This is a genomic window from Paenibacillus sp. 1-18 (assembly GCF_000520755.1).
Classification (GTDB): Bacteria; Bacillota; Bacilli; order Paenibacillales; family Paenibacillaceae; genus Paenibacillus; species Paenibacillus brasilensis.
Map to the genome: position 1 here is coordinate 1 of NZ_ASSB01000095.1, position 6070 is coordinate 6070.

General features: G+C 50.0%; 2 protein-coding genes. Both read right to left on the reverse strand.

Annotated elements, in window-relative coordinates; all coding sequences use genetic code 11:
* The coding region (locus L693_RS0106615; protein ID WP_025716595.1) for an SDR family NAD(P)-dependent oxidoreductase at positions 1-5684 on the reverse strand (5684 nt) is incomplete at its 3' end.
* Positions 5668-6070 (reverse strand): hypothetical protein (locus L693_RS30470; RefSeq protein WP_025716596.1); only part of this gene is annotated, 403 nt, incomplete at its 5' end. The genes L693_RS0106615 and L693_RS30470, both read right to left, overlap by 17 nt.

Consider the following 6070-nt stretch of genomic DNA (forward strand, 5'->3'; position numbering starts at 1 on the left):
GTATGGGGATATACTTGCGCCCCTTTCCTCCATAAATCCAATCCGTACAAATCAAAACCCGTTTTGGTAATCCCGGCAAATACGCCTACCCGGCGGTTATGCCGCAACGCAAGCTGTTCCCGGGTGTAGCCCGCGTCCTCCAGTGCTTCCCAGCAGGCTTCAATGAACAGCCTTTCCTGCGGGTCCATACCGAGTGCTTCCCGTGGCGCAATATTGAAAAAGCGCGGATCGAATTCTGCAAATCCTTCGATAAAGCCCCCCCATTTGCTGTAGCTTTTTCCATTCGCCGCCGCTTCCTGTGGATCAGGATGAAAGAACCCTTCCAGCGCCCAACGTTCGTTCGGGATTTCGGCGACACAGTCCTTTCCTGCTTTTAGATTTTCCCAATATTCGTTCATGTTCCCCGATCCGGGATACTTTCCAGCCATTCCAATAATCGCTATGGGTTCACGACTTTCCGCTGCGGCAGGAGTTTCCACTGCGGCAGGCTTCGCCAAGCTTCGAATCGGCTTCGCTGTCTCCTTCACCGCAGCCGGCACGGTTTCTTCTTCGGCGCTTCGCGGTGCCGCAGGTATTTCCTCTACAGGCCACAGGTCATGGCTCATCCCGACCCACCGCATGCACTCCTGCGGGTATTCCGCCACAAAATATTCCGCCAAGGCACGCAAGGTCTGGTACTCATAAAACAGCGTCTGCGACAGCTCTCCAAAGAAGCCCGCCAGCTTGGCATTGAGCTGGGTAATCATGATGGAGTCGATTCCATAGCTCTCCAACGGCTCATGGGCTTCGATGTTGCCGACGCTTAGCCGAGTCACCTCTCCCAATAGCACCTTGAGACGGTATAAGGTTTTATCGTAGAGCAAGCCCGCATCCAGCTTAGGCGCGGTTGCCTGGTTAGGTACAACTGTCTGGACAGCACGGACGACACCGGCCTGTGAGACGGCTTTCGCCAGGTAAGCCTCGATTTTCCCGGGCTCTCCTTCCATGACCAGCACCTGCTCCTTGCCGGAAGCCAGGCTGTCATACAAAGCCTTGATGCCTGATCGGGTCTGCATCGCCGTGATGCCCATGTTCTGCATCATGATCTGTTCCGTGTCCGCATCGATCCGCATCCCGCCCTCTTTCCACAGCGGCCAGCGGATGGATAACGTCCGCCCTCGCCGTTGCTTGGTCCCCACAAGGGCATTTCGGTAATCGGCATACGCGTCCATAAAGGCATTGGCGGTGGCATAGTCGGCCTGTCCCGGATTGCCCAGGCTGCCCGATATGGAAGAAAAGAGCACAAAGAAATCCAGATCCTGACCGCTGCTCGCCTCATCCAGATGGACCAGTCCGCTCACCTTCGGTCCCAGCACCTCTATAAATTCTTCCCTTGTTTTCTTGATGATGAAGTTATCGTGAATCACCCCTGCGCAGTGAATGATCCCCTGCACACGCCCAAATTCCTCTTGAATACTGTCCAGCAAGCCGATAACCGTCTTCCTGTCGGTGATATCACCCTGCCTGTACACCACGCTGGCACCTGAAGCCTCCAGCTCCTTCAGCCGGGTCTGCTGACCCTGGTCCAGCGGCGACCGCCCCGTCAAGATCAAGGTCGCCGCTTGGGTTTGCCGGACGATCTCTTCTGCAACCAGCAGTCCCAGGCTGCCGGAGCCCCCGGTGATCAGATAGATGCCACCGTCTTTCCAGGGAAGTCCTTCTTTTTCCCCGGACGGATCGAGCCTGCTCCAGAGCGCGGTTTTCCGTTGACCGTTCTCATAGCGAATCCATCCATCCACCGGACTTCGACTGTTGTCCTCCAGCTTCGCCAGGATGCCTTCCGCCTGTTCTGCCTGCTCCACTTCGATCAGCTGCCCGATGAATTTCGGGTTTTCCAGCCGGGCTGTCTTCAACAGTCCCGAAAGTCCCGAAAAGAGCTGCCCTTCCCCCGCGGTCCACACGACCATTTGGACCAGCACCCTTCCCTCAGGCTTGTCTTTGAGTATGCTTTGGATGCTCTCAAAGGCCTGGGCCGCATAGGTCTGAAACCGTTCATCTACCCGGCCTTTCCCGGTTTGAAAGGCAAGCACCTGCACGCTCCCGCTCACTTTCGCTTCGAGCTGCTCGTGCAAGGCCTCGCCCGGCTCACAAAGCAAGACTATTCGCCGATCATAGGCGGGGGCTTCGGCTTCCAGCGGTACATCCTGCTCTTTCCAGGCAGGCTCAAATAGCAGTGTACGGCTATTCGCAACCGCAGGCGCTTCCGCGATCCTAACGGCTTCCGCTGTTCTGGTGATCGTAAATTTCGGTTCACTTTCTGCCGCTATGTCGCCGATCATTTTTGTTTCACTTCCAGGCGCCCAATACTGCTCTTTTGCAAAAGGATAAGTCGGCAGCGAAATCCTGGAGTATTGTTCATTTGAAAACAAACGCTCAAAGTCTAACGAATATCCCTGAACATGCAAATCTGCAATAGTAGTCAAAAGTTCCAAATACTCGCGCGCATCGCCTGTATTCTGACAGCTTTGAATACATTCATCCCCGTATCTTTTCAAAGACGTTTGTATACGTTGTTCTTTTTCGTGCAGTTCAGCATAATAAACTTGAGAAGCACTGCCTTTTTCCAGCCACTTTTTAAAGGACATGACAAGCTCGCCTTGATTGCGGGCAACACATGCAAGCCGATGGTTGCAGTGCTTTCTCCCAAGCAATAATGTATAACTCATATTTCCGCAGTCTGCCGTAGGCTCCTGTTCGCAATATGCAATCAGTTGCTCTACCTGCTGGCGTAATTGTTTTAAAGTCCGTGCCGATAATGGAATTAAATAACCCGGTTTTTCAGAATGTCTTCGTTCCGTCTTTGGAGCCTCTTCTATGACCATATGGACATTGGTGCCGCTGGCGCCAAAGGAACTGACCGCTGCACAGCGTCTGGCTCCAGGTTCTATCTCCCAGTCCTGTAGATGGGTATTGACATAAAAAGGACTATCCGCAAACTGAATATTCGAATTGCCTGACTGGAAATGAAGTGTAGGCGGAATTTGTTTATGCTTTAAAGACAATAGCAGTTTGATTACTCCTGTAATTCCTGCCGCTATTTGCGTATGGCCGATATTCGTCTTAATAGACCCTATCGCGCAATATTCCTTCTTGTCAGTATACTTTCTAAATGTTCGCGTCAGTGCCTGATATTCAATTGGATCTCCCAATTTGGTACCGGTCCCGTGTGCTTCCACCATCTGTATTTGCTCAGGGTGGATATCAAATGTATCGTATACATATTGCTCCAGTCGCTCCTGAGATTTCTGGCTTGGCGCAGTAAGTCCATTCGTGGTGCCGTCCTGATTGATTCCCGAGCCTAAAATCACTCCATGGATGTGGTCACCATCGGCAACAGCTTCATGAAGCCGCTTGAGCACTACCGTGCCAATAGCCTCTCCCGGAACCATTCCATCTGCCCTGTCATCAAAGGTATAACAGCGCCCCGAACGGGACAGCATTCCTGCTCTGTCACCATATAAATAGCAGCGAGGGGTAGTATGAATATAGACACCGCCAGCTAAAGCCATATCCGTTTCCCCGGTCCATAAGCTTTGGCAAGCCAGATGAACGGCAACTAACGAACTGGAACAAGCTGTATCTACAGCTATGGCCGGCCCGTGAAGATCCAGATAGTAGGAGATTCTAGCGGGAATTACGGAACCCATATGGCCCCAGAGCGCTTGCGGAGGCAGGTCTTCACCCAGCAATTGTTGATAATCTCCTTCCGCACACCCTACATAAACTCCGCATCGGCGGCCCTGCATCCCTGAGCCCGCATAACCTGCATCCTCCAGAGCATGCCACGCTTCCTCCAGAAACAATCGCTGCTGCGGATCCATGTAGGTCGCTTCCAGTCCCGAGATATTGAAAAAAAGCGGATCAAACTTATCAATATCCCCCAAAAAGCTGCCATGATTGCAGTAGCTTGCATGTTTTTCCTGGTATTTCGAAAGATCCCACCGGGTTACCTCTTCCACTAAATCGTCGCCATGCTTAAGGTGATTCCACAGCTCATGTACATTTTCAGACTCAGCAAACCGCCCGCTCATTCCAATAATCGCAATGGGCTCTCTTTGCGTTAAAGCTTTCTCTTTAGACTTCTTTTTGCCCCCCTCCTGCTCAACGGATACACCTGCCGTTTGAACCGGATTAGGAATATACTTTGTGTCTTCAAATTCTTGGATGCCGCGACTTGCCTCTTCCTCATCATCTATTTGATCAGCGTTTTGGCCCAAGGCTTGTAAAACTTTATCGCCATATTGGTTTAAAATGCATGCCGTCAGTTGTTTTACCGAGCTGTAATCGAAGATGTCGGTAGTTTGCAAATGAATCCCCAGCCCCTGATTGACAGCCTGCACAAAGTTGACGCCAAGAATGGAATCCAATCCATAATCTGCGAATGACTCATGAATATCAATCATAGTAAAGTCTACATTCAAAGCCTCTACCAGCTTCTCTACAATAAGCTCCCTGACATACTCTTCAGCCATCTCGTCGGTCACATCAGTTACATCCGTACCTGATCGAATTTCTCTGTCATACGGTTTCTTTTGAGACTCGCCGTGTTCAAGCTCCTGTTTGTTCTGAATCATACCATCGCTTTCAGCCACAATAATTTGTTGGCCTATATCATGTGCCTCCTGAGCTGGGAAAAATATCGACCGGAAGCCCTCCATTTCCAATACCTTTTTCCAGCTTTCAGGATATAACCCGGGAGAGCCTGGAATGCGCAGTTCCGGGTCATTATAAAGCCACCATCCCTCCAAAAGGCCAAAGGATAGATGGTTTAACAGAGAGTTGCCGCTGATTTCATTTATAAGAATCAAGCCGTTTTTTCGCAGCGCCGCTTTGACATTGCGTAGCGTTTGGCAAATGTTCCTGGTGGCGTGCAATACATTGGTAGCAATCACAATATCATATCCACCTGTGTCGATACCTTGCCCCTCAACCGACTCTTCCACATTAAAAATCTGATAGGTCAGGTAAGGATTTTGTGGACCGTACTCTTTTTGTGCATGTAATAAAAATGCTCTGGATTTATCGGTATAGCAATATTCCTGAATATGCTCCCGATAAGGTTTAAGCTTCTGGAAGACCATAGCGCTGGTGCCTCCAGTGCCTGCGCCAATTTCAATGATTCGAATCGGCACCGACGGGTCATGCTTAAGTCGCTCATTCAGATAGGAGACTACAATATCACCCAGCACTTCATTAAAGTAATCTGCTGCAGGACTGTTTTTATAGATGCCTTCCACCAGCTTCATGGAGGAATTAGGGAAAACAATGTCGGTGGCAGGTATTTTTCCGGTCAAAATTTCCGGCAGTTTGCGCAATGTTGATTCTACCAAAACTACCCAGGCTGAAAGATCCGGATTTTTCAGCCATGCCCCTTTCTTCCATTCCCACTCCTTCCATACAGCCTGCAGATCAACCGAAGCGGTATCCGCTACGCTATAAGACTCTCCGTTACAGTAAAAATACTGATGCCGTGCCAATACTTCTATGCTTTCTTCAAGCCAACGATCGTATAAATCCAGTAAAGCTGTTTTTGTTTTAAAGTCCGCGAGCATAGCTTTCTTTTCCATATTCGCATATGGACATAATCCCATCCATTGCAAGTGGCCCCATAACAGCCTGTACAAGATATCATTCATTTCCTTCATCTGTAAGCCTCCTTTGCCGATTTAGTCCCTCCGTCGCTTCATCCTGTTCCGAGTAAGCTTTGTTGTCGACCGTAGTCGAGGGCATTCTTTCGTATTCAGCCGCTAGATAAGAAGTATCTGGCATCTTCTTTATTTTTACACTGGCGGAAATATGGCTCTGGATATTCTGGATATACGAAGGAATAGCTTTGGAATATGGAGCAGCGCCTTCCTCCGCATTTATTTCCGAAACATTTGCCGTTTTCGCAAGTGTCTTTTGGCCAATGAACGAATCTGTTGGCTTTACAGCATGTGCAAATTCAATGGAAGCCGACTTGGTTTTAATATCCGTAATCCAGTACCGCTCCCTTGCAAAAGGATAGGCTGGCAGGCTGATTCGCCGCGGC